Origin of the sequence: Micromonospora sp. NPDC049580 (genome assembly GCF_040675595.1) — a bacterium.
GTDB lineage: Bacteria > Actinomycetota > Actinomycetes > Mycobacteriales > Micromonosporaceae > Micromonospora.
Map to the genome: position 1 here is coordinate 14,780 of NZ_JBFAPG010000003.1, position 21,660 is coordinate 36,439.

General features: G+C 73.4%; 24 protein-coding genes. 14 read left to right on the forward strand and 10 right to left on the reverse strand.

The genetic code is table 11. From position 1 onward, the window contains the following. Positions 1–32 precede the first annotated feature (32 nt). Positions 33–752, reverse strand: a complete 720-nt coding sequence (locus AB0J68_RS00550; protein ID WP_354853691.1) for a protein phosphatase 2C domain-containing protein — start codon at positions 750–752, stop codon at positions 33–35. Positions 753–814: 62 nt separating this feature from the next. Between AB0J68_RS00550 and AB0J68_RS00555 the strand changes: the two genes are divergently transcribed. Next, positions 815–1,879, forward strand: coding sequence for an AAA family ATPase (locus AB0J68_RS00555; protein ID WP_363935200.1), 1,065 nt, complete (start codon positions 815–817; stop codon positions 1,877–1,879). Between the two features lie 7 nt (positions 1,880–1,886). Here the strand turns inward: AB0J68_RS00555 and AB0J68_RS00560 are convergent, their stop codons facing one another. Continuing rightward, on the reverse strand, positions 1,887–2,447 hold the full coding sequence (locus tag AB0J68_RS00560; protein ID WP_354853697.1) for an XRE family transcriptional regulator: 561 nt from the start codon (positions 2,445–2,447) through the stop codon (positions 1,887–1,889). 56 nt (positions 2,448–2,503) lie between these two features. Between AB0J68_RS00560 and AB0J68_RS00565 the strand changes: the two genes are divergently transcribed. Continuing rightward, positions 2,504–3,757 carry a benzoate/H(+) symporter BenE family transporter gene (locus AB0J68_RS00565; RefSeq protein ID WP_354853700.1) on the forward strand — a complete coding sequence of 418 codons (1,254 nt, stop codon included), beginning with the start codon at positions 2,504–2,506 and terminating at the stop codon, positions 3,755–3,757. Positions 3,758–3,765: 8 nt separating this feature from the next. Here the strand turns inward: AB0J68_RS00565 and AB0J68_RS00570 are convergent, their stop codons facing one another. The 4 genes from AB0J68_RS00570 to AB0J68_RS00585 form a co-directional block, all read right to left on the reverse strand. After that, positions 3,766–4,134, reverse strand: coding sequence for a hypothetical protein (locus AB0J68_RS00570; protein WP_363935202.1), 369 nt, complete (start codon positions 4,132–4,134; stop codon positions 3,766–3,768). Between the two features lie 236 nt (positions 4,135–4,370). Continuing rightward, entirely contained in the window at positions 4,371–4,622 is a 252-nt protein-coding gene (locus AB0J68_RS00575; protein WP_354853705.1) for a hypothetical protein, read from the reverse strand. Positions 4,623–4,703: 81 nt separating this feature from the next. Beyond that, positions 4,704–5,162 carry a large conductance mechanosensitive channel protein MscL gene (mscL, locus tag AB0J68_RS00580; RefSeq protein ID WP_363935204.1) on the reverse strand — a complete coding sequence of 153 codons (459 nt, stop codon included), beginning with the start codon at positions 5,160–5,162 and terminating at the stop codon, positions 4,704–4,706. A 39-nt stretch (positions 5,163–5,201) separates the two neighbouring features. Beyond that, positions 5,202–5,918 carry an FCD domain-containing protein gene (locus AB0J68_RS00585; RefSeq protein WP_355064725.1) on the reverse strand — a complete coding sequence of 239 codons (717 nt, stop codon included), beginning with the start codon at positions 5,916–5,918 and terminating at the stop codon, positions 5,202–5,204. 176 nt (positions 5,919–6,094) lie between these two features. Here AB0J68_RS00585 and AB0J68_RS00590 point away from each other — a divergent pair, with 176 nt between their 5' ends. Then, positions 6,095–7,246, forward strand: a complete 1,152-nt coding sequence (locus AB0J68_RS00590; RefSeq protein ID WP_363935222.1) for an MFS transporter — start codon at positions 6,095–6,097, stop codon at positions 7,244–7,246. Between the two features lie 13 nt (positions 7,247–7,259). On the opposite strand, the gene AB0J68_RS00595 is transcribed toward AB0J68_RS00590, so the two are convergent. Continuing rightward, the gene (locus AB0J68_RS00595; RefSeq protein ID WP_007454464.1) at positions 7,260–7,616 is read right to left on the reverse strand and encodes an STAS domain-containing protein; all 357 of its coding nucleotides are present in this window, start codon (positions 7,614–7,616) and stop codon (positions 7,260–7,262) included. 166 nt (positions 7,617–7,782) lie between these two features. Between AB0J68_RS00595 and AB0J68_RS00600 the strand changes: the two genes are divergently transcribed. From AB0J68_RS00600 to AB0J68_RS00625, 6 genes are read left to right on the forward strand one after another with little or no spacing between them, the layout of a single operon-like run. Next, positions 7,783–8,643, forward strand: a complete 861-nt coding sequence (locus tag AB0J68_RS00600; RefSeq protein WP_354853713.1) for an STAS domain-containing protein — start codon at positions 7,783–7,785, stop codon at positions 8,641–8,643. After that, complete coding sequence (locus AB0J68_RS00605; RefSeq protein ID WP_354853715.1) at positions 8,643–9,053, forward strand: STAS domain-containing protein; 411 nt, start codon at positions 8,643–8,645, stop codon at positions 9,051–9,053. The genes AB0J68_RS00600 and AB0J68_RS00605 overlap by 1 nt, the downstream gene beginning before the upstream one ends. Beyond that, complete coding sequence (locus tag AB0J68_RS00610) at positions 9,050–9,469, forward strand: anti-sigma regulatory factor (RefSeq protein ID WP_354853717.1); 420 nt, start codon at positions 9,050–9,052, stop codon at positions 9,467–9,469. The genes AB0J68_RS00605 and AB0J68_RS00610 overlap by 4 nt, the downstream gene beginning before the upstream one ends. Further along, on the forward strand, positions 9,457–10,473 hold the full coding sequence (locus tag AB0J68_RS00615; protein WP_354853720.1) for a SpoIIE family protein phosphatase: 1,017 nt from the start codon (positions 9,457–9,459) through the stop codon (positions 10,471–10,473). The genes AB0J68_RS00610 and AB0J68_RS00615 overlap by 13 nt, the downstream gene beginning before the upstream one ends. Then, positions 10,470–11,831 carry a sensor histidine kinase gene (locus AB0J68_RS00620; protein WP_354853723.1) on the forward strand — a complete coding sequence of 454 codons (1,362 nt, stop codon included), beginning with the start codon at positions 10,470–10,472 and terminating at the stop codon, positions 11,829–11,831. The genes AB0J68_RS00615 and AB0J68_RS00620 overlap by 4 nt, the downstream gene beginning before the upstream one ends. Before the next feature lie 2 nt (positions 11,832–11,833). Next, positions 11,834–13,372, forward strand: coding sequence for a SpoIIE family protein phosphatase (locus tag AB0J68_RS00625; protein WP_363935224.1), 1,539 nt, complete (start codon positions 11,834–11,836; stop codon positions 13,370–13,372). Between the two features lie 73 nt (positions 13,373–13,445). On the opposite strand, the gene AB0J68_RS00630 is transcribed toward AB0J68_RS00625, so the two are convergent. Next, on the reverse strand, positions 13,446–14,261 hold the full coding sequence (locus AB0J68_RS00630) for an AraC family transcriptional regulator (RefSeq protein WP_363935208.1): 816 nt from the start codon (positions 14,259–14,261) through the stop codon (positions 13,446–13,448). A 31-nt stretch (positions 14,262–14,292) separates the two neighbouring features. Between AB0J68_RS00630 and AB0J68_RS00635 the strand changes: the two genes are divergently transcribed. From AB0J68_RS00635 to AB0J68_RS00650, 4 genes are all read left to right on the forward strand, one after another. Continuing rightward, the gene (locus AB0J68_RS00635) at positions 14,293–14,883 is read left to right on the forward strand and encodes a TIGR03086 family metal-binding protein (protein ID WP_354853728.1); all 591 of its coding nucleotides are present in this window, start codon (positions 14,293–14,295) and stop codon (positions 14,881–14,883) included. A 186-nt stretch (positions 14,884–15,069) separates the two neighbouring features. After that, positions 15,070–15,606: a PadR family transcriptional regulator gene (locus AB0J68_RS00640; RefSeq protein WP_363935209.1), complete on the forward strand. Its 537-nt coding sequence runs from the start codon at positions 15,070–15,072 to the stop codon at positions 15,604–15,606. Further along, on the forward strand, positions 15,603–16,304 hold the full coding sequence (locus tag AB0J68_RS00645) for an ABC transporter ATP-binding protein (protein WP_354853734.1): 702 nt from the start codon (positions 15,603–15,605) through the stop codon (positions 16,302–16,304). Before AB0J68_RS00640 ends, AB0J68_RS00645 begins: the two co-directional genes overlap by 4 nt. Next, complete coding sequence (locus tag AB0J68_RS00650; protein ID WP_363935211.1) at positions 16,301–17,824, forward strand: ABC transporter permease; 1,524 nt, start codon at positions 16,301–16,303, stop codon at positions 17,822–17,824. Before AB0J68_RS00645 ends, AB0J68_RS00650 begins: the two co-directional genes overlap by 4 nt. Before the next feature lie 29 nt (positions 17,825–17,853). On the opposite strand, the gene AB0J68_RS00655 is transcribed toward AB0J68_RS00650, so the two are convergent. Both AB0J68_RS00655 and AB0J68_RS00660 read right to left on the reverse strand, forming a co-directional pair. After that, on the reverse strand, positions 17,854–18,015 hold the full coding sequence (locus AB0J68_RS00655) for a hypothetical protein (RefSeq protein ID WP_354853948.1): 162 nt from the start codon (positions 18,013–18,015) through the stop codon (positions 17,854–17,856). 92 nt (positions 18,016–18,107) lie between these two features. Further along, positions 18,108–20,204 carry a S9 family peptidase gene (locus AB0J68_RS00660; protein ID WP_354853740.1) on the reverse strand — a complete coding sequence of 699 codons (2,097 nt, stop codon included), beginning with the start codon at positions 20,202–20,204 and terminating at the stop codon, positions 18,108–18,110. A 96-nt stretch (positions 20,205–20,300) separates the two neighbouring features. On the opposite strand from AB0J68_RS00660, the gene AB0J68_RS00665 reads away from it, so the two are divergent. Further along, on the forward strand, positions 20,301–21,659 hold the full coding sequence (locus AB0J68_RS00665; RefSeq protein WP_355134204.1) for an FAD-binding oxidoreductase: 1,359 nt from the start codon (positions 20,301–20,303) through the stop codon (positions 21,657–21,659). The last annotated feature ends 1 nt before the right edge of the window (position 21,660 follow it).

Below are 21,660 nucleotides of genomic sequence, written 5' to 3' on the forward strand. Positions count from 1 at the left end.
GATCCGCGCAGGCCACCGGCAGCCCGCGCGGGTCAGCGGGTCGTGACGTCGGAGACGACGACTGTGACGTTGTCCGGGGCGCCGGCGTGGTGGGCGAGCTTCACCAACTGCTCACCGCACTGTTGCCGGTCGGCGTACATGCCAAGCGTCGTCGCGATGGCCTCGTCCTCGACGTAGTCGGACAGCCCGTCGCTGCACAGCAGCAGCCGGTCGCCGGGGACGACCGTGAGCACACCGACCGCGGGTGGGGTGTCGGCGCCCTGCACGGCCCGGGTCACCAGGGACCGCTGCGGGTGGTGCCGGGCCTGCTCGGGGGAGAGCGTGCCCTGGTCGACAAGCGCCTGCACGAACGTGTCGTCCCGGGTGAGCTGGGTCAGCTCCCCGTCGCGCAGCAGGTAGCAGCGGGAGTCGCCGACCTGGGCCAGCACCAGCGTCTCCCCGGCCAGCAGCGCGGCGGTGAGCGTCGTGCCCATCCCCTCGCGGGCCGGGTCGACGGTGATCGCGGCGTGGATGCGCTGGTTGGCGGTGCTGACCACGGCACGGAGGGCGTCGGCGGCCCCGTCCGGGTCGGTGGGCGGGGCCAGCTCGTCCAGGATCCGGATCACGATCTCGCTCGCCACCTCGCCCGCGGGCAGCCCGCCCATGCCGTCGGCGACGGCGATCAGGCGGTCACCGGCGAGGGCGGAGTCCTCGTTGTTGGTCCGGACCAGGCCGATGTCGTTGAGGATGACCGAGCGGAGGATCAGCGTCATGGTGTCAGCTTGCCAAGAACACCCTGCCTTCGTCTCTACGCACTACTGCGTAGGGTTGAGAAATGATGCCGGTGTCCATGGTCGGACGCGCCGGCGAGCTCGCCGAGCTCGACCGGGCATGGTCCGCCGTGGCGGCCGCACGCCGCTCGGCGCCCGCCGTCGCAGTGCTCACCGGAGCGGCGGGCGTGGGCAAGAGTCTGCTGGTCGCGGCCGCTGTGGACGCCTTCGCGCCGCGTCCCGCGCTGGTCCTCTCCGGTGCCGCCCGGGTGCACGGCCCGGCCCCGTACGACTGGCTGGCGGCGGTGCTCACCGGTCGGGACACCAGCCGGCTCGGCCTGCCGTCGGACGCGCTGGCCTGGTTGGCCCAGCAGCCCACCGCACCTCGCGAGCGGTACGCGCCGGGCACTCTGCTCCGCCTCGCCGTGCGGACCGTCCAGCTGCTGGTCGGCGCCGGCCCGGCCGTGCTGGTCGTGGACGACCTGCACGCGCTCGACCCGGCCAGCGTCAACCTGGTCGGGGAGTTGGCCACCGTCGCCGACCTGCCCGCCCTGCTCGTGGTGGCCAGCCGACCGCCGGCCGACGCGGTGGCGCCGGACCTCACCCGCCGCGCGCTGGCCCGGCTCAGCGGCGTGCGCGGCGCCGTCCGCCAACATCTTGGCCCGCTGCGCCCGGCCGAGGTCGCCGAGGTGCTGACCCAGGTGTACGCGGGCAGCACCCCGTCCGGCCGGCTGGTCACCTCCCTCTGGCGCTGCACCGGCGGCAACCCGTACGCGCTTACCGAACTGCTGGCCGCACACGCGTCGGAGGGACCGGAGGCGTTGCTGCGGCGGCTGCCCGGCCCGCGTCCGCCACGTCAGCCGACCGCGCCGCGCGCTCCGGCGTCGGCGGCCGATGCGGTCGTCGACGTGCCGCTCGACCCGGAGTTGACCGCCCGCGAGGTCGAGGTGCTGGGCTGCCTGGTCGCCGGGATGTCCAACAAGCAGGTGGCGAAGGCGCTCGGCATCTCGGTGCGTACGGTCACCGTGCACGTGTCGAACCTGCTGCGCAAGACCGGCTCGGTGTCGCGTACCGAGGTGGCGCTCTGGGCGGTCCGGCACCGGCTGCCGGTGCCCGCCCCGGTGGACTGAGTCGGGTTCAGCGGCGCGGGTAGCGCAACAGCAGGCTCGCGGCGACCTCGTCGTCGCCCACCGCCGCGTAGCTGTGCGGCACGTCGGAGACCCAGCGCAGGTGACCGCCGGCCGGGGCGGTCAGCGGCGCGTCGGCCGGGCCGGCCCGCAGTACGCCGGCGAAGACGGTGACGTGTTCGGTGACGCCCGGTTGATGGGCGGGGGAGATCTGCACGACGCCGGGTGCGACGCGCATCCGGTACAGCTCGTAGGTCGCGTCGGTGTCGTCGAACACCTCCAGCAGGGTGGCGGTGACCGCGGCGCCGTGCACGGTGGGCTCGGCGGCCGGCTCGGCCAGCAGCGCGGTGAGCGGCACGCCGAGCTGCGCGGTGACCCCCCAGAGCGTCTCCAGTGTCGGGTTGCGGGTGCCGTTCTCCAGGCCGGAGAGGGTGGCCTTTCCGACGCCGGCGAGCCGCGCCAGTGTGGACAGCGAGATCCCCCGCTCCTCCCGCAGGGCACGGACCCGTCGGCCGACGACGGCGGGATCCACGTCGAGGCCCGGACGGCGGGCTGGTGGTGGGTGCGGCACCCGGCTATCGTGCTACACGCTGTCGTTCCGTAAACGGAACGCTTGGGGAGGTCGGGATGGCGGGACGGGCGCAACCGGTGCTGGCCGGCGTCGTGACCGCGCTGGTGGGCTTCGCCAGCTCGTTCACCGTCGTGCTGGCCGGGCTCCGCGCGGCGGGCGCGTCGGACGCGCAGGCGGCCTCCGGCCTGCTGGCTCTCTGCGTGGCGTGCGGGCTCGCCGCCGCCTGGCTGGGCTGGCGGCACCGGATCCCGATGAGTGTGGCCTGGTCGACGCCGGGCGCGGCGCTGCTGGTGGCGACCGGGCCGCCGACCGGCGGTTGGCCGGTGGCGGTGGGCGCCTTCCTCGTCTCCGGGGCGCTGATCGTCGCGGCCGGGCTCTTCCCGCCGCTGGGCCGGGCGGTCGCCGCGATCCCCAAGCCGGTGGCCGGCGCGATGCTCGCCGGTGTGCTGCTGCCCCTGTGCGCCGCCCCGGTCCGCGCGCTCGTCGAGCTGCCCCGGGTGGCCGGCCCGGTGGTGCTCGGCTGGCTGCTGCTGCACCGGTTCGCCCGCCGCTGGGCCGTGCCCGGCGCGCTGCTGGTGGCGGTGGTGGCGATCGCGCTGACCGCGCCGCCGGCCGGGCTGAGCGGTGCCACGCTGACCCCGTCGCTCGCCCTGACCGTGCCCGCCTGGAACGCGTCCGCGCTGGTCGGGCTCGCCCTCCCGCTGTTTCTGGTCACGATGGCGGCGCAGAACGTGCCAGGCATGGCGGTGCTGGTCGGCTACGGCTACCGGCCGCCGTTCGGGGCGGCGCTGCGGGCCACGGGTCTGGCCAGCCTGCTGGCCGCCCCGGCCGGCGGGCACGCGGTGAACCTCGCGGCGATCACCGCCGCGCTGGCCGCCGGCCCCGACGCCCACCCGGACCCGGAGCGCCGGTGGGTCGCCTCGGTCACCGCCGGGCTCGGGCTGGCCCTGCTCGGGCTGGGCGCCGGCGTGGCCACGGCCCTGGTCGCGGTCGCGCCGCCGATCCTCATCGAGGCGGTCGCCGGTCTGGCCCTGCTGGGTGCGCTCGCCACCGCGCTCGCCGCGGCGGTGACCGACCCGGCGACCAGGGAGGCCGCCGTGGTCACCTTCGTGGTGACCGCCTCCGGGGTGACGCTGATCGGCGTGGGCGGCGCGTTCTGGGGGCTGGTCGCCGGCTGCCTGATGCTGCTGCTCTTCCACCGCCGCCAACCCGCGCCGCCCGCCGCGCTCCCCGTGCCCTCGGCGGAGAGATCAACACCAGTTCAGGGGAGTGACGCCATCCCCGCCGACCGGACACCGCAACATCACTGACCCGGCGGTCACTCCTCGGGTGGCAGGTCGGCCACGCCGACCGTGAGGCGTACCCGGCCCTCCGCGACGGCGGCGATCCGGTCGGCCGGCACGTAGACGGCACCGACGGCCGAGTCGGTGGAGACCTTCAGGTAGCCGGTGTGCAGCAGCCGCGCCGCCAGGTCGGCCGGAACGTCCGGCTCCTCGACCGCCGTCGCCTCGATCAACTCGTCCAGGCTGCTGCCCGGGTCGGCGGTCGGTGTCTGCACGGTCACCGCGTTGGGGTCGCCCCGCTGGACGAGGTCCACGGTCCCGACCTCGGTGCCGGCGGAGTCGATCACCGACATCCCGGTGGTGATCCGCGAGATGGTCGCCTGCTGCTCGTCCTGCTGGTCCATCCCTCAGCGGTTCCCGGGGTCGTGCGCGGCTAAACGCCCTCGGCCTGCTGGTGGCCGGCGCGGAGGCGAGAGGTCCGGAGAGCGGTATACCTCAGAGGAATATTCATACCTCAGAGTCATAACCGTCGAAGGCAATACCGCCTCCAAGGCTCTGCGACGATGGCGGGCGACAGACCGGGATACGAGCGCTCCACCGCGCACCTGCGCCACCCGCGCACCGCGCACAGCCCGCCCATTCAGCTGTTCGGGAGCGTCCAGCTGCCCGGTGGGCGCGGGGACAGTTCCCGCCAGGTGTCCGGGCCGTCGAGCAGCGCCCGGACGGTCTCCTCGGCCTCGTCCGCGCTGCCGTACTCGTAGAAACGGGAGATGCCCTCAGCGCCGCCGGCCCGCTGCTCGACGTGCCACCGGTCGGCGTCCACCCGCAGGAAGACGTCCCGCCGGGCCAGTCGCCCCCACTTCCCGTTCCACCAGTGCTTTCGCTGCTCCATGGCGGGACTCTATCGAACACACGTACGAGAAGATGCGGCCCCTGCGGGATTCCCGCAGGGGCCGATGTGCATCCGTTCGGGTCAGCGCGGCGCCGGCGGTTCGGTGCGGCGGCCCAGCACGTCGTCCAGCGCCCCGCGCTGCTGCCCCGGCGTGGTGTGGCCGGCGGAGACCAGGGCGTCCCGGATCTCGGTGAGCAGCTTGACCTCCTCGCTGGGCGCGGAGGGCGGCGGCTCCTCGCCCCGCTTGCGCCGCTCAGCCAGCTTGTTCATCGGGTAGACCACGAAGAAGTAGAGCACCGCCGCGGTGAGCAGGAACGTGATCAGGGCGTTGATGAACGCGGCCCAGTCGAAGACCTGGCCGTTGAGCTTCCACGTCCCGGCCGACAGGCCAGTGCCCCCGCCGATCGCCTTGATCAGCGGTTCGAGGAACGATTTGGTGAGTTGGGTGACCACGCCCGTGAACGCGGCGCCGATGACGACACCGACCGCCAGGTCGACGACGTTGCCGCGCATGATGAAATCTTTGAAGCCCTTGAGCATCCGTACTCCCGAGGTGTCCGGTTTTCCGTCCGGCACAACCTATGCCCCGGGGGCGGGCTCCAGAAAAGCGCCGGCTTCGATCGCCGCCCGGCCCGCGTCGCCGGCCCGGATCGCCTCGACCAGCCGGGTGTGGTCGACGTAGCGCTCGGGCGTGAGCGCGCCTCCCATCGCCTGGGCGACGGTGCTGCGCAGGGCCGCGCCGACCGAGGCGTACAGCTCGGCGAGCATGGTGTTGTGCGCGGCGGCGACCACCGCGACGTGCAGGGCCGCGTCGGCCTCGACGAACGCGTCGACCCGGCCGCCGCGCCAGGCCGCCTCGCGCTCGGCGAGCGCGCCGTCGAGGGCCGCCAGGTCCTCCGGTGTACGCCTCAGCGCGGCGAGCCGGGCGGCCTCCACCTCGAAGGCACGGCGTACCTCGATGACCTCGGTCATCCGGTCGTCGCCCAGTCGGCGGGCCACCACCGGCGCCAGCTCGTCGGTGGACACCACGTACGTGCCGGAGCCCTGCCGGCACTCCAGCACCCCGGCGTGCACGAGGGCGCGGACGGCCTCGCGGACCGTGTTGCGCCCGACACCCAGCGCGGCGACCAGCTGTGGCTCGGTGGGGATGCGCCCGCCGATCGGCCACTCGCCGCCCAGGATCCGGGCCCGGAGCTGCTCGATGGTCTGCCGGACGCGGTGCCCGCGCGGCGGCACGGCGGCCTGGTCGCGGGGCGGCGCCGACGGCGCGGAGGGGGAATCGACCGACGGTGGCACTGGTTACATCACCGGCCCTAAATTCATCCCATGATTGTAGGTTAGAGGTCATGACCCCGCCACCCACCGCCGCTCCGGCCCCGCCCGCTCCCGCCGCCGTCGACATCCGCCCGACGCGCGACCCCGGGGGCCGGCGGACGCACCCGGCGACCGGTGGCGCGCTCGTGCTGGTCGGGATGCTGCTGGTCGCGCTGAACCTGCGTGCCGTGGTCACCAGCCTCGGCGCCCTGCTCGACGAGGTCCGCGACGGGCTGGGTCTCTCCGGCACCATGGCCGGTCTGGTCACCACCCTGCCGACCATCGCGTTCGCCGGCCTGGGCGCGCTCACCCCGTGGCTGGTCCGCCGGGTGGCACCGGCCCGGGTGCTGGTGGTCGCCATGCTCGCCCTCGCCGTTGGCCAGGTGCTGCGGGTCGCCACCGACTCGGCCTTGATCTTCGTGCTCACCAGCGCGCTGGCGCTGTCCGGCATCGCGGTCGCCAACATCCTGCTGCCGATGCTGGTCAAGCAGCACTTCCCGCACCGCACCGGCCTGGTCACCGGGGCGTACACCATGACGTTGACGGTGGGCACCACGGTGGCCGCCGCCTCTGCGGTGCCGATCGCGCACGCCTTCGGGTCCTGGCGGGCCGGGCTCGGCGTCTGGGCCGCGATGGCCGCGGTGGCCGTACTCCCGTGGGTGCCGCTGGCGCTGCGGACCCGGGCGGGCGCGCGGCGGGCGACCCTGACGGCGGCCGTCGCCACGCCGGCGCGGGTCCGGCCGGCGCGGACCCGGCTCGGTTGGGCGATGGCCGTCTACTTCGGGGCGCAGTCGCTCAGCGGGTACGCGATCATGGGCTGGCTGGCCCAACTCTTCCGCGATGCCGGCTACCGGCCGGAGTCGGCCGGGCTGCTGCTCGCCGGGGTGACCGCGCTCGGCGTACCGATCGCGTTGCTGATGCCCACCCTGGCCGGTCGGCTGGGCAGCCTGCGTCCGCTGGTGCTCGGGTTGACCACCGCGTCCGCGCTGGCCTACCTGGGGTTGGCGCTCGCACCGCACGGCGCCGCGCTGCTCTGGGTCGCCCTCCTGGCGATCGGCCAGGGCGCGTTCCCGATGATCCTGACCGCCATCGGCCTACGCGCCCGCACCGCCGAGGGGACCGTCGCGCTCTCCGGGTTCGCGCAGAGCACCGGGTACGTGATCGCCGCCCTCGGCCCGCTGCTGGTCGGCATCCTCTACGAGGCCACCGGCGGCTGGACCGCGCCGATCGGGTTCCTGCTGGTCGCACTCGCCGTGCAGACGACTGCGGGCATGGCGATCGCTCGTCCCCGGTACGTCGAGGACGAGTAGGTCGCGACAGCGATCAGGAGGACGCCGGGGTGGGTTCGCCGGCGACGGCCTCATCCACCGTCGGGTAGGTGTGCAGCACCTCGACGAGCCCGCTCACCTCGAGGATGCGCAGCACCCCGCGCTGCGGAGCGGCCAACCGCACCACACCGCCGGCCTCGTCACAGCTGTTCTTGGCGCGAACGAACACCGACAGACCGGTCGAGTCGCAGAACGAGACGTCCGCCAGGTCGAACACCAGCCGGTTACGGCCCTTGTCGAGCAGGTCGGTGATCTGATCCTGCAACTGCGGTGCGGTTGCCATGTCCAGCTCGCCCGCGACTGACACGACGACCACGTCGCCGCGTTGTTCCGTGTGCACCGTCAGGGACATTCGCCAGACCTCCTGTTATCGGGGGAACGGTATCCCACGACCGTGATCCGACGCAGGACGGGAGCCGGCATCCGGTGGCCATCATCATTCCATTGCTACGGAGCAAGTAGTTGCGCGGACCCCGGTGATAGAGTCCGGCCGGTCCAGGTCGAGGGGGGTTTTCACGATGGCGTTGAACGCCGAGGAAAGTGGTCGGCTCGCCGCGCTGCTGGGCGGGCATGCCGAGCAGGTCACGCAGCGGTGGACCGACATCGTTGCCAGCTCGCTGCGGGGTCGGCTGAGTCACGCCGAGCTGCGCCGGCAGGTCGAGGACCTGCACCGTGCCATCGTCGGCACCGGTGAGCAGGGCACGATCGACCTGTCCGCCGAGCACGCCGCGGAACTGCGCGCCACGCTGTCCGAGCTGTCCCGGGGCAGGGCCCGGCAGGGCTTCTCCGCCACCGAGACGACGATCAGCGTCTTCGCGCTCAAGGACGTGCTGGCCGACCTGGTGCAGGAGTCCGGCGGCGCCAACGCGCTGCACGACTACGTCGCCTTCTCCAAGCTGGTCGACGAGCTGGGCCTGTTCACCTTCGAGAGCTTCGTGCGCACCCGCGAGAGCCTGATCGCCGACCAGGCCGAGCAGCTGCTCGAACTCTCCACCCCGGTGGTCAAGCTCTGGGAGGGCGTGGTCGCCGTCCCGCTGGTCGGCACCCTGGACTCGGCCCGCGCCCAGGTGGTCATGGAGCGGCTGCTGCAGACCCTGGTCGACACCGGCTCCCCGTACGCGATCATCGACATCACCGGCGTCCCGGCCGTGGACACCCAGGTCGCCCAGCACATCCTGAAGACCGTGGTGGCCGCCCGGCTGATGGGCGCCGACTGCATCATCTCCGGCATCCGTCCGCAGATCGCGCAGACCATCGTGGCGCTCGGCATCGAGTTCGGCGACATCGCCACCAAGGCGAGCCTGGCCGACGCGCTGCGGCACGTGCTGCGGCTCAACGGGGTGGAGACCGCCCGTCGCCAGCCACGCCGGGGCGTCTGATGGAGCGCGTGCCGATCCTCAAGATCGGTGACATCCTGCTCGTCTCGATCCAGCTGGACATGTCCGACCAGACGGCGGTCCAGCTCCAGGACGACCTCGCCGAGCGGATCGTGGCCACCGGCTGCCACGGCGTCATCATCGACATCACGGCGCTGGACATCGTCGACTCGTTCGTCGGGCGGATGCTCTCCACCATCGCGTCGATCTCCAAGGTGCTCGACGCCGAGACGGTGGTGGTCGGTATGCGACCCGCCGTCGCCATCACCCTTGTCGAACTGGGGCTGTCGCTGAACGGCATCCGTACCGCGCTGAACGTCGAGCGCGGCATGGAGCTGATCGCGGCGGCCCGCGCCGACGAGCTCGACCTGCAGCTCGACGACGATCCGGACGCCGAGACGGCCACGCCGTGACCGCGGGCGTCGACCTGGGCCAGCCGCAGGCGCAGTCGGTCCGCAGCGATGAGGACGTGGTCCGCGTCCGGCAACTGGTCCGCACGGTGGCGGTCGCCGTCAAGCTGTCGCTCGTCGACCAGACCAAGGTGGTCACCGCGGCGAGCGAGCTGGCCCGCAACACCCTGGTGTACGGCGGCGGCGGCACCGTGGAGGTGACGATCGTGGACAACGGTCGTCGCAAGGGCGTCCGGATCATCTTCGCCGACTCCGGCCCCGGCATCGCCGACCTCAACCTGGCCCTGACCGACGGCTACACCACCGGCGGCGGCCTCGGCCTCGGGCTCAGTGGGTCCCGGCGACTGGTCGACGAGTTCGAGATCGAGACGTCGGCGGAGGCCGGCACGCGCATCACGGTGACCAAGTGGTCGCGGTGAACGGGGACCCGGTCACCGACAGCGGCATCTGGTTCCGGGTGGAGGCCGGCAGCACCGCCAGCGCCGTACGACGGGCCGCGGAACGCCTCGGCGAGCAGATCGAGATGGGTGCGGCGCGCATCGCCGACCTGGCCATCGTCGCCGCCGAGTTGACCAGCAACCTCGTCAAGCACGCCGACAACGGTGTCCTGCTGCTCCGGCCGGTCCGCCGCGCCGGGCAGGCCGGCGTGGAGCTGGTGGCCATCGACTCCGGGCCCGGCATGGCCGACCTCGCCGTCTCGTCCCGCGACGGGCACTCCACCACCGGCACGCTCGGCATCGGCCTGGGCGCCATCGTCCGGCAGGCGAGCTGGTTCGACGGGTACTCCCTGCCCGGCCGGGGCACCGTCCTCGCCGTGCAGGTCTGGCCGGCCGAACCGGCCCACCCGTCCTGGGCCGGTGCCCTCACCCGGCCCCTTACCGGTGAGACGGTCAGCGGCGACGGGTACGCCGTCCGGATCGCCGACGGCCGGCACCAGGTGCTGGTCAGCGACGGGCTGGGGCACGGGCCGCTGGCCGCCGCCGCCACCGAGGCGGCGCTCGCGGCCTTCCGCGACGCCCCGGCCAGCCCACCGGCAGCGGTGGTCAGTCACCTGCATCGGAGCATGTCGCACACCCGCGGCGCCGCGCTCGCGGTCGCCGAGCTGGCGGCCGGCGTGCTGCACTACGCCGGGCTGGGCAACATCAGCGGCGTGATCGTCGAGGGCGACGGCCAGCGCCGGGGGCTGGTGTCGCTGCCCGGCATCGCCGGGCACCAGCGGCCGACGGTCCGGGGCTACGACTACCCGTTCGGACCGGGCGCCCGGCTGGTGATGCACAGCGACGGCGTGGCCGACCGTTGGCGGTTGACCGACTACCCGGGCCTCGCCGAACGATCCCCGCTGGTGATGGCGGCGACCCTGCTGCGCGACGCCGGCGTCCGACGCGACGACGCCTGCGTTCTGGTCGCGAGGTCGTGGGCATGAGCGCGGAGCCGGCCGCGCCGCCGCTGCTGCAGATGGCGCTGCGGGTCGAGCAGGACATCTTCGTCATCCGCCAGCGTGGCCGCGAGGTGGCCAACGTGGTGGGCCTCGAACGCCAGGACCAGGTCCGGATCGCCACCGCGCTCAGCGAGGTCGCCCGGGACCTGCTGCGTACGACCGGCGGCGCGGACGTCACGTTCCACATCGACGCGGGATCCGACGGCCGGTTCCACCTCCGCGCCGACCTGGCCCCGGTGGCCCCGCTGCCCGACGGCCGGTACGAGCCGCAGTCGGGTGCGGTCTCCCGACTGGTCGACACACTGAGCGTGTCGACCGTCGAGGGGGTTACGGTCGTACGGATGTCCCGAAGAGTCCCGGCCAACGCGCCGACACCAACTCCGGAGCGGCTGGCCGAGTTCCGTGCGGAACTCGGCCGCACCGCCCCGGCCAGCGCGCTGGATGAGCTGACCGTGCAGAACGGCCAGCTCATCGCGGCACTCGACGAGGTACGCAGCCAGCGCGACGAGCTGGCCGTGCTGAACGAGGAGCTGGCCGAGACCAACCGCGGCGTGCTGGCGCTCTACAACCAGCTCACCGAGGAGTTGGAGGAGACCAACCGGGGGGTGGTCGCTCTCTACGCCGAGCTGGACGAGAAGTCGGCCCAACTGCGCGCCGCGAGCGAGTCGAAGAGCCGCTTCCTGGCCAACGTGAGCCACGAGCTGCGCGCCCCGGTCACCGCGATCATCGGGTTGGGGCGTCTGCTCGCCGACTCCGCCTCCGACCCGCTCACCGCCGAACAGGCCCGCCAGGTGGGCCTCATCCGCTCGTCGGCGGAGGACCTGCTCGGGCTGGTCAACGAACTGCTGGATCTCGCCAAGGCGGAGTCGGGCCGTATCGAGCCGGACTGGGCGGACGTGGATCTGCGCCCGGTCTTCGGCCAACTGCGCGGCACCATGCGGGCGCTGGCCACCCGGCCGGAGGTGGAGCTCACCGTGGAGGAGCCGACCGCTCCGGCCGTGCTCCGCACCGACGAGGTGCTGCTCGGCCAGGTGCTGCGCAACCTGCTGCACAACGGGTTGAAGTTCACCGAGCGCGGCGAGGTGCGCCTGCGCGTCCGGCAACGCGACGACCGGTGGAACTTCGAGGTCAGTGACACCGGCCCGGGCATCGCGCCCGAGATGCACGATCGGATCTTCGAGGAGTTCTACCAGGTGCCGGGGGCGACCCGGGTCGGCGGCACCGGCCTCGGCCTGCCGTACGCCCGGCGGCTGGTGACCCTGCTCGGGGGCACGCTGGAGCTGGCCAGCGAGCCGGGCCGGGGCAGCACATTCACTGTCTCCCTGCCCACAGGCGGAGCGTGACGGTGGACGGCGGCCCGGCGACCGTCCTGGTGGTCGATGACAGTCGGACCAAGCGTTACCTGCTGGTCAGTTGGCTGACCCGGGCCGGGTACACCGTCCTCGAAGCGGAGAGCGGCACCGAGGCGCTGGCCCGCGTCGAGACGGACCGGATCGACCTGGTGGTGCTCGACGTCCGGCTGCCCGACCTGAGCGGCTACGAGGTGTGCGAGCGGATCAAGGCGGCACACCCGGTGATGCCGGTGATCCACGTCTCCGCGCACGCGGTGGACGTCGCCGACCGCGCCCAGGGGCTGACCCGGGGAGCGGACGCGTACCTGGCCGAACCGATCGAGCCCGAGGAGCTGATCGCCACCACCCGGGCGGTCCTGCGGTACTACCAGGCCCGCAAGCGTGCCGAGCTGCTCGCCGAGCGGCTGCTCGTCCTCGCCGACACCACAGTCGCGGTGCACGCCGCGTCGACCTTCGCACGGCTGCTGGAGGTCGCGGCGGAGGGGGCCGCGCAGATCTTCAAGAGCCCTGCCGCCGTGATCGCGGAGACGTTCGACGGTGACTGCATCGCCGGCATCTGCGCCGGCCCCGGCGCCGAGGCCGCCATCGTGCCCTGGGTCGTCGACGACACCGGGGTCCCCACGGGCGCCACGGTCAAGGTGGAGGCCCCGGCGAACTGGGCGCTGCTGACCTGGCCGGCGGACGACTCGGTGACCGTGGCCGCGGCTCGACTGCGCGAGGACCGGGCACCGCTGTACGTGGTGGTCCCCACCGCCACCCAGACCGCCCGAACGCCGGTGCTCGTGCAGCTCGCGCAGGCCGTGGCGGCGGCGGTCGAGGCTCAGCGCTCCTTCGACGAGGAGCACCGCATCGCCGTCACCCTGCAGCGCAGCCTGCTCCCGCGCAGCCTGCCCACGGTGGCCGGACTTGACTTCGCGGTGCGCTACGAGCCCGCCAGCGCGCAGACCGAGGTGGGCGGCGACTTCTACGAGCTGGTGATGCTCGACGGGCACCTCCTGCTGGCGATCGGCGACGTGGCCGGCCACTCGCTGCACGCGGCCACCGTGATGGCCGAGCTGCGGCACGCGGTGCGGGCGTACGCGGTCGAGGGGCACCAACCCGGCGAGATCCTGCACCGGGTCAACGAGCTGATGCGGACCCTGCTGCCGAACGAACTGGCCACGCTCTGCGTCCTGCTGCTGCACCCGCCGACCGGGCGGGTCCGGCTGGCCAGCGCCGGTCACCTGCCCCCGCTGCTGCACCAGAGCGGCAAGGTCGAGTTCGTGCAGCACTCGGCGCCGCTGCTCGGCGTCCGCGCGCCCCGACCGGCCGACCTGGAGTTCGTCCTGCCGGCCGGTGCCACGCTGGTGTTCTACACCGACGGGTTGATCGAGCGCCGGGACGCCACCATCGACGAAGGGCTGGCCGCGCTCGCCGCGGTGGCCGCCACCGTGGACGACAACCTGGACGAGTTTTGCGCCCGCCTGCTGGTGGAACTGGCCCCATCGAAGATCCAGGACGACGTCGCCGTGGTCGTCCTGCGCCGTCGCTGAGCACGGCGGCACCCGCGGGGCTGCTCGGTGGTCGCTGCCCGGTGGTCGCTGCTCGGGCGGTCGCGCGTGCGGCTCAGTGCACCGAGCGGGCGTACGCGGCTGGTGACACTCCGGCGACGGCGGTGAAGTCGCGGACCAGGTGGGCCTGGTCGCTGTAGCCGAGGGTGGCGGCGAGGCCCGCCCAGTCGAGCGGAGCGCCGGCGGCCCGCTCGACGGCCTCCTGGAGGCGGTAGCGGCGGATCACCCACTTCGGACCGATCCCCACGCACTCGGTGAAGAGCCGCTGTAGCCGCCGGACCGGAACGTCGTGCCGCGCGGCGAACTCGTCGACGCGCAGCACCGTCCGGTCGGCCCGGATGGACTCGGCCAGCCGGACGGCCTCCGCCGCGGCCGGGTCCGGGTCGGGCGCCCACGCGGTGAGCGCCGCGTCGAGCGCGCGACAGCGGTCGCTGTCGCTGCCCGCGCAGACGGGATGGGCGGGACGGGTCAGCCGGCCGGCGGGCAGTGGCAGTCGACGTCCGGTCAACTCGGCCACCGACCGACGCCAGAACGGGTGGAAGCCGCCAGGGCGGAACTGGATCCCGCAGACCCGGCCGGTGCCGGTGAGCGTGATCCGGAACAGGTCGCGGCCCACCCCGGCCACCTCGCCGGCCTCCGCCGCGTCGCCGTCGCGGTCACTCGCACCGTCGCTGCGGAACACCACGTTCACCGCCGGGTGCGGCACGACCCGTTGCTCGAACGGCGCGCTCAACGTCCAGTCGATCAACCAGTAGTGCTCGACCCACTCGCGCAGCGGTTCGGCCGGCAGGTGCCGCCGGAAGCGGACCTCGCGCAGCAACCGCGCCGGGTCGAGAATGCCCCGGCTGTCGCCGCGCGGTCGCTGTCGCATTTCTTCAAGACCACCCTCATACGCTGGCCGTATGGCCACTCAGACTAGCGATCTGCTGGCGGCTGCCGCGCCGCGAACCGTCGACGTGGTACGCGGCATCGCCGACGACCAGCTCGACCTGCCCACTCCGTGCCGCGACTACGTGGTCCGTGATCTGCTCAACCACCTGTTCGAGGTGGTGGTGAACTTCCAGGAGCTGGCCGAGAAGAGGCCGGTGGAGTGGGCCGAGAAACCCGACCACCTGGACGACGGCTGGCGGGACCGGTTCGCGGTCGAGACCGACCGCCTGATCGCCGCCTGGTCGGACCCGTCCACGCTGGAGGGCGTCTCGCCGGGCATGGGGCTGCCGCAGACCGTCGTCGGCGGCATGGCCCTGCTGGACCTGATCGTGCACGGTTGGGATCTCGCCGTGGCGACCGGCCAGCCCTACCAGCCCGCCCCGGAGGCGGTGACCGAGCTGCACGCCCTGGTCGAGCGACTGGGCCCGACCGCTCGCAAGATGGGCGTCTTCGCCGACCCCACCCCAACCCCACCCACATCCACGCCGGCCGTCACCACGCCCGACCTGGACCACCTCCTGACCCAGACCGGCCGAACCCCCACCTGGCCCCAAACCCCCTAACCCCACCCACCCCACCCCACCCCCACCCCCACCCTTCGCCCCGGTGATCGAGAGGTTTGCGTCATCAGCGGGGCGAAATCTGACCCAAACCTCTTGATCACCGGCGATCAGGGTTGGGGAGGGGGTGGGTGGGAGGGGGTGGGTGGGTGGTTGACTTGGGTATTCGCTGGGTGAATAGTGGGCCGGGTGTCCACGCCGCATGTGCTGCTCGGGTTGCTCGCTGGGGGCAGCCGGCACGGGTATGAGCTCAAGCGTGCGCATGACCAGCGGTTGCCGCGGGCTCGGCCGTTGGCCTTCGGGCAGGTCTACGCCACCCTCGGCCGCCTGGAACGGGACGGTCTGGTGGCCACCGCGGGTCAGGACCGCGCCTCCGGGCCGGACCGCACGACGTACGCGCTGACCGACGAGGGCCGGTCCACGCTGGATCGCTGGCTGTCCACGGTGGAACCACCGATGCCGTACGTGGCCAGCACGCTCTTCGCCAAGGTCGTGGTGGCGCTGCTGGTCGCCGACGTCGACCGGGCGCGGTCGTACCTGGTGGCCCAGCGCGCCGCGCACACCGCACGGCTGCGGGAGCTGACGGCGGTCAAGACCGACCCGGCCGCCACCCTCAACGACGTGGTCGCGGCCGACTTCGCGATCGCCCATCTCGACGCGGACCTGCGGTGGCTGCAGACCACCCTGGGCCGGGTCGCCGACTGGCACCGGGAGGTGCACGCGTGACGCAACTCCAGGCTCGCGGCGTGGTTCGGGCGTACGGTCCGACGCCCGCCCTGCGCGGTGTGACGCTCGACGTGGCCGAGGGCGAGATCGTCGCGGTCACCGGTCCGAGTGGCTGCGGCAAGTCGACCCTGCTGCACTGCCTGGCCGGGATCCTCCGGCCCGACGCGGGCGAGGTCACCTGGCGCGGCCACCGGATCGACACCTGGTCGGAGGCGGCCCGGTCCCGGCTGCGGCGCACCGAGTTCGGCGTGCTGTTCCAGTTCGGGCAGCTGGTCGCCGAGCTGACCGCGGCCGAGAACGTGGCCCTGCCCCTGCTCCTCGCTGGCACGGGGCGGCGAGAGGCACGGACGGCGGCCCTCACCTGGCTGGAACGGTTCGGGGTGGCCGACCTGGCCGACCTCCGGCCGGGTGAGATGTCCGGCGGTCAGCAGCAGCGGTGCGCCACGGCTCGGGCGCTGGTCACCGAGCCGCGGGTGCTCTTCGCCGATGAGCCGACCGGCGCGCTGGACACGCTCACCGGCGAGCAGGTGCTCACCCAGCTGGTTCGGCTCGCCCGCGAGCAAGGCACGTCCGTCGTGCTGGTCACGCACGAGCCCCGGATCGCCGCGTACGCCGATCGGGAGATCGTGCTGCGCGACGGCCTGGTGGACCACACCGGCCTGGGGCTCGACGTGCCGTTGGCGGGTGGCGCCCGGTGAGGCCGGCGACGCTGGTGCGGCTCGCGCTCGCCGGCAACCGGACGGACACGGCGCGGGTGGTGCTGACCGCGCTCAGTGCCCTGTTGGCGACGCTGGCCGGGCTGGCGGCGCTCACCGTGCTGGCCATCCAGAAACCGCCCGGCGACGCCCGGGCGCAGTCCGAGCAGTACCGCAACGCGCTGCTGAGTGAGCCGGGACTGCGCGGGGGGACGGCCTTCGCGCTGCTGATGTTGGCCGTCCCGGTGCTGGCGCTGGCCGGCCAGTGTGCCCGGCTCGGGGCGCCGGCCCGGGACCGGCGCCTCGCCGCGCTCCGGCTGGCCGGCGCCACGCCCGGTCAGGTCACCCGCCTGGCGGTGCTGGAGACCGGCCTGGCCAGCCTGCTCGGCACCCTCGCCGGGCTGGGCGTCTACCTGGCCGGCCGTGAGCTGCTGCACCGCCCGGACGAGCAGGGTCGGCTGGCCCTGCCCACCGACGTGCTGCCGTCGGTCGGCGCGCTGGTCGCGGTGGTGCTGGGTCTGCCGGTGATCGCGGCGTTGGCCACCGCCCTGATGCTGCGCACGGTCACGACCAGCCCGCTCGGGGTCAGTCGCAAGGCCGCCCGCGAGCGGGGTCCGCGGCCCTGGGCCGGGCTGCTGATCGGCCTGGGTGTGGCCACCTTCGTCGCCGTACGCCCGGTGGTGTACCAACTCGACGGAAACGACGCGGTGCTGGGCTGGCTGGTGCCGCTGTTGTTCCTGGCGGGTGGGCTCACCGCGATGATCGGGGTGGTCGTCGGCACCGGCTGGATCTCGCACACCTGCGGACGGTTGCTGCACCGGCACGCCCGCGGTGCGTCGGCGCTGCTCGCGGCGGGCCGGCTGATGGCCGACCCGTGGGCGGGCAGCCGGACGTTCGCCGCGTTGCTGGCCGCCGTGATCTTCGGTGCCGGCGCGGCGGCGCAGCGCGCCTACTTCGTCGCACAGGACGAGGTGGAACGGGAGCAGAACCGGCTCGCCGGGGTGGACGCGGGCACCAACCCCTTCTACCTGTCGACGATGGATCTGGTCGACGCCGCGGTGGCCGTGGCGGTGCTGATCGCGGCGGGCGGCCTGATCGTCGCGCTGGTCGAGGGGATCGTCGCCCGCCGACGCGCCTACGCCGCGCTGGTCGCCACCGGCGTGCCCCGCAGCACGCTCAGCGCATCGGTGGCCTGGCAGGCGCTCACCCCGGCCGTGCCGGCGATCCTGCTGGCGCTCACCGTGGGCTTGCTGCTCGGCCGGGGGCTCTTCCAGAGCATCACCACGAGCGGGTCGTCGATCGAGGTCTGCGACGCCACGGCGGCGCTCTGCGACGATCCGGCCACCCGCAGCCAGTACACACGGATCGTGCAGACCGCCGGGGTGGAGAAAGCGATCGCCGTACCCCTGGAACAGCTGGCCTGGCTCGGCGCCGGCGCCCTGGCGGCGGTGCTGGTGACGGTCGGCGTCGGCCTGCTCTTCCTCAGGGTGAGCACGGCGGTGGACGAGCTGCGGACGGCCTGACCGACGAGGTGGGGTCGGCCGTCGGTCGGTCAGGTCGGGGCGTGGAACAGGCCGGCGGACCAGGAGATCAGCAGGCCGACGGCGGCGGAGCAGCAGCAGACGACCAGGGCGGCGGCCACCACCCCCAGGATCATCCACGCGGACATCCGGCGGGCCGCTCCCGGGTTGTCCGCATCGGCCTCGTCGCTCACTCCGGGAAGTCTAGGCGCGCACGATCGCGCAGTTTTCCTGGATGTGGTGGCCTCGACGGCAGAGTGAGGCCACCACGTCCGAGATCAAAGCGTCAGGCGCGACCGAGGCGGTCCAGGATCCAGGCGTTGATGAACGCCTCCTCGCGCCAGGCGTCGTAGCGACCGCTCGGGCCACCGTGCCCGGCACCCATCTCGGTCTTGAGCAGGTAGTCGCCCTGCGGTGCGGTCGCCCGCAGCCGCGCGATCCACTTCGCCGGCTCGGAGTAGAGCACCCGCGTGTCGTTGAGGCTGGTCACCGCGAGGATCGCCGGGTAGTCCACCGCCGCGACGTTCTCGTACGGCGTGTACGACTTCATGTACGCGTAGACCTCGGGGTCGTCGAGGGGGTTGCCCCACTCCTCCCACTCGGTGACGGTGAGTGGCAGCGACGGGTCGAGGATCGAGGTGAGCGCGTCCACGAACGGCACCTGCGCCACGATCCCCGCGAACGCGTCCGGGGCGAGGTTGGCGACCGCGCCCATCAGCAGCCCACCGGCCGAGGCGCCCCGGGCGACCAGCCGGTCGCTGGCCGTCCAGCCGGCCTTGACGAGGTGCCGGGCGCAGGCGACGAAGTCGGTGAAGGTGTTCTTCTTGGCCAGCATCTTGCCCTGGTCGTACCAGCGCCGGCCCAGCTCGCCACCGCCGCGGATGTGCGCCACCGCGAAGACCACGCCCCGGTCCAGCAGGGACAGGCGGGCCACCGAGAACCACGGGTCCATGCTGGCCTCGTACGAGCCGTAGCCGTACAGCTCGCACGGTGCCGAGCCGTCCCGGGGCGTACCGACCCGACAGACCAGCGAGATCGGCACCCGCGTGCCGTCGTCGGCGAGCGCCCAGTCGCGGTGCTGCTCGTACTCGGCCGGGTCGTACGGCCGCCCGTCCGGCCCGGGCAGCACGGGCTTCTGCTTGCGCAGCACCATCTGCCGGGTGACCAGGTCGAAGTCGTACACCGAGTCGGGGGTGACCAGCGAGGAGTAGCGCAGCCGGATCTGCCCGGTGCGGTACTCCGGGTTGGCGTCCAACCCCACGCTGTAGAGCGGCTCGGGGAAGTCGATGTCGTACGAGTCGTCGCTGCCGACCGGCAGCACCCGCAGGCCGGTGAGCCCGTCGGTGCGCAGCGACACCACCAGGTGGTTCGCGAACGCGTCGACCGCCTCCAGGCGGGTGCCGGGGGTGTGCTCGATCAGCGGCACCCAGTCGCCCGGGGCGTCCGCCGAGGTGAACGCCAGCGCGAAGTCCTCCGCGCCGTCGTTGTGCAGGATCAGGAAGCGGTGGCCGTGGTGCTCCACGGCGTACTCGACGCCCTGCCGGCGGGGCGCGATCACGGCCGGCGCCCCGGTGGGGTTGCCGGCCGGGATCACCAGCACCTCGCTGGTGATCTTGCTGTGGATGTCGACGAGGATGAACTTCTCCGACCGGGTCAGCTCGACGCCCACCCAGAACCGCTCGTCGTCCTCCTGGTGGACCACCACGTCGTCGGCGGCCGCGGCGCCGATGGTGTGCCGCCAGACCCGGTTCGGCCGCCAGGCGTCGTCGACCGTCACGTAGAACAGCACCGACGCGTCGGCCGACCAGGCGGTGCCGTAGAACGTGTCGGGCACCTCGTCCGGCAGCAGCTCGCCGGTGCTCAGGTCCTTGACGCGCAGGGTGAACCGTTCGTCACCCGAGAAGTCGGTCGAGTACGCCAGCCAGCGCCCGTCCGGGCTGACGTCGAACGCGCCCAGCGAGAAGAAGTCGTGCCCCTCGGCCAGCAGGTTGCCGTCGAGCAGCACCTCCTCGCCGTCGAGCGGGGCGCCGTCCGCGCTGACCGGCGGGTCGGTCTCGCCGTCGCGGACCGCGCGCCGGCAGTGCACCCCGTACTGCTGGCCCTCGATCGTCCGGGTGTAGTACCAGTGGCCGCCCTTGCGGGTGGGCACGGACAGGTCCGTCTCCCGGGTCCGCTGGCGGGTCTCCTCGAACAGCTCCGCGCGCAGGGCGGCCAGGTGCGCGGTGCGCTCCTCGGTGAACGCGTTCTCGGCGGTCAGGTAGGCGATCGTCTCCGGGTCGTCCTTGGCGGCGAGCCAGGCGTACTCGTCGACGACGGTGTCGCCGTGGTGGGTGCGCTCGGTGGGCACCCGCTTCGCCGCGGGCGGGGCAGTCTCGGTGGTCACGGCGGCCACGTTACCGGCCGGCTCACCCCGCGCGCCGGACCAGCGGCATCCCGAAGGCCATCACCACGGCTTTCGAACACATGTACGATAGCCGGCATGGCGGCAGCAGCGAGTTCCCTCGGCCGGTCCGGAGCCCTCGAGATCACCCGGCGACTGACGGCGATCTGCGGTCCGCCGTTCGCCCGACTCGCCGGCCCGGCCGACGAGGTCGCCGGGCGTCCGGCCCGCTGGGTGGCGGTGCCCGGTGGCCCGCACGCCGCGGCCGAGGTGCTGCGGCTGGCCGCCGTGCACGACCTGGCGGTGGTGCCCCGGGGCGCCGGCACGAAGATCGACTGGGGTGCCACCCCCACGCAGGTCGACATCATGCTCGACACCGGCCGGCTGGCGGGGATCGGCCACGAGCCGGTCGGCGCGCCGGTGGCCGAGGTGGGTGCGGGCACCCCGCTGCGGGCGGTGCAGGCCACTCTGGAGCGCACCGGGCAGCGGCTCGCGATGGATGCCCCGTCGCCCGGCGCGACGCTGGGCGGGGTGCTCGCCGCCGGGGAGGCCGGGCCGCTCCGGCACCGCCACGGCAGCCCGTGCGACCAGCTCCTCGGCGTCCGCTACCTGGGCGCAGACGGTGAGCTGGTCAGCGCCGGCGGTGGCGTACCCGGGCTCGACCTGGCCCGGCTGCTCTGCGGCTCGCAGGGCGCCCTCGGCGTGCTGGTCTCGGCGAGCCTGCGGGTGCAGCCGGTGCCGGCCAGTCGGCTCTGGGTGTCCCGTCCGGTGTGGACGCCGCTGGAGGTCCACGACCTGGTCCGCGCGATTCTCGCCGCCCGACTGGAGCCGGCGGCCATCGAGCTGGACCTGCCGGGCGGGCCGCCCAGGCCGCGCACCGCCTACCCGCCCGGCCACCCCGCCGCCACCGCCCGCGAGCGCCACCCGTCGATGTCCGGCCGGTCCAGCGCCCCGTCCCGGGCGGGCAGCCTGGTCGTGCTGCTGGAGGGTGGCCCGGCCGAGGTCACCGAGCGCGCTGAGCGGCTGGTCGGGCTGCTGCACGGTGAGGCGACGGTCGCCCACTCCGCCCCGCCGTGGTGGCGGCGTTACCCGTTCGCGCCCGGCGACACCGCGCTACGCCTGGAGGTGCCGATCAGCGATCTCCACGCCGCCGTCTACGCGTTGCGGGACGCGGCCGGCGCTCCCGTGCCGGTGCGGGGCTCGGCCGGGCTGGGCGTGGTGCACGCAGCCCTGCCCGGCGCGGTGGCACCCGACCGGGTGGCATCCATCCTGGCCGCGGTCCGTGGCGTGCTGCTGGCCCGACAGGGTCGCTGCGTGGTCGTCTCCGCCCCCGCGGCGGTGCGCCAGGCCGTTGACCTCTGGGGTGAGCTGGCCGGCCTGGCCCGGCTGCAGGCCGCCAAGGAGCACCTCGACCCGGAGCACCGCCTCGCCCCCGGCCGCCTCCCCGGCGGCCTGTGAC